The 1,681-nt window shown below is 30.8% G+C and carries 2 protein-coding genes; both read right to left on the reverse strand.

The features are described 5' to 3' along the window. A partial coding sequence (locus V7014_RS26545; RefSeq protein WP_335512031.1) for a Uma2 family endonuclease occupies window positions 1–316 on the reverse strand: 316 nt, incomplete at its 3' end. 156 nt (window positions 317–472) lie between these two features. After that, window positions 473–1,372 carry a LysR family transcriptional regulator gene (locus V7014_RS26550; protein WP_335512033.1) on the reverse strand — a complete coding sequence of 300 codons (900 nt, stop codon included), beginning with the start codon at window positions 1,370–1,372 and terminating at the stop codon, window positions 473–475. Window positions 1,373–1,681 lie beyond the last annotated feature (309 nt).

A 1,681-nucleotide genomic window follows, 5' to 3' on the forward strand; every position in this document is an offset into this window, starting at 1 on the left:
TAGGAACACCAACATAACGCTGCTCATCAAAACCAGATGGATCACAGATAACAGATAAGTCTGGAATTACAACTTTTTTTTCATTCTCTTCATCAGAAAGTACAATATCATAAGGAGCTGCTATAACTTCACATTCTTTTCCCATTAACAAGTTCCCCAATTGAATACTCAATCGCATAGAGATTCGTTGATGCTTGGTACTAGAAGATGGAGACATATATACAACTCCATCAATATACTCTAATAATTGATCTGATTCTTTTCTCATTTCTAAGAATTCCTCATATGTAACGAACGGTTCATTCGGAAGTTTCATTTTACTCACCATCCTTGTGAATGTCTCATTACTTTATTATACCATCTACATATTCTTATAATCGAATAAAGTATCATATATTTACAAAAATTGGTTTGTTGATTAGAAACAATATATGTTCTTTACTCTCTTTTTTTATTATCTTGTGTACCAAAGTCACAATGTACCATTAATAAAATATGTTTTTAAGCAATCTAAAAAACTATTAGCAGGCTCTGAAAATGGCTTGTTAAATAAGCGAATATACCCATATGGAGTAGCAGTTGGTAAATTTTTAATAGGGATAATTTTGATATCTCCGTTTAGTACATCAGTTTCATTTTTCAAAAAAAATCCAAAGCTATTTATAGAGATACCTATACCTTCTTTAACAGCCTTTCGAAGAATGCCTATATTATTGGAAGAAAATACAACTTCGTTACTAGGAAAGTATAAATCCTTGGAACGACTAGTATGTTCTCCGTTATGCATAACTAAACGTTCATTTTTAAAATCCTCTAGAGTTACAAATTCAAGAGAATATAAATGTGATTGTCTTCCTACCCAAATATAGGCTCCTCCCATTGATAAAACTTCGTACACGATGTCTAATTCATTATCTAGTAACTCTGGCCTTATAGGCAATAAGCCGATATCACATTCACCCAATTTTGTTTCCTTTAATACGTCGTTTGGAGGTTTTTCTTGTATTTCAATTATAACATCTGGAAATTTTTCGCGAATTTTTAGTAACGAATAATATGCTGGGTAAGACATAGATGGTGCACATAAAACTTTTAACTTGTTTTTTGTTAATGTTTCCTGGAATTTTGCCTCTTCCTTAAGCTCATCTAGTTTTGTCATCACTTCGAATACTTTTTTGATTATTGCTTTCCCTTGCTGTGTGGGAATCATCCCTTTTTTTGAACGACTGAAAAGTACAATTCCTAGTTCATTTTCCAAATTTGAAATGGATTTGCTGATTGATGGAGGAGAGACGTGAAGTTTGTCAGCAGCGTGTGTAATAGACCGTTGCTTTGCTATTTCTATAACATACTTTAATTGTTCCAAATTCATAGTGAGTACCCTCCTAAGATTAGCTGTAGTCTAATGATAGTTAGTTAACATGTATTTTACACTAACAGTAAATAAAAATAAAATATGAACATATATAAAATTTATTATTTTCTGAATTTTTAAACTCTTAAAACCAGTAATGAATCACATCGGCCGACATTTGAGTGAAAGAAATCGGACTGCTTGACAGTTTTACAAAATATCTTTTGATATTTTGTAAGTCCAATCTTAGAAAAGAAACAATTATGAATGGTTTTGATTATTATTTGAATATGTTTTTACTATTTTTATATAGACAATATACTATTG

This window comes from Bacillus sp. JJ722 (assembly GCF_036963345.1).
Lineage (GTDB): Bacteria > Bacillota > Bacilli > Bacillales > DSM-1321 > Bacillus_AD.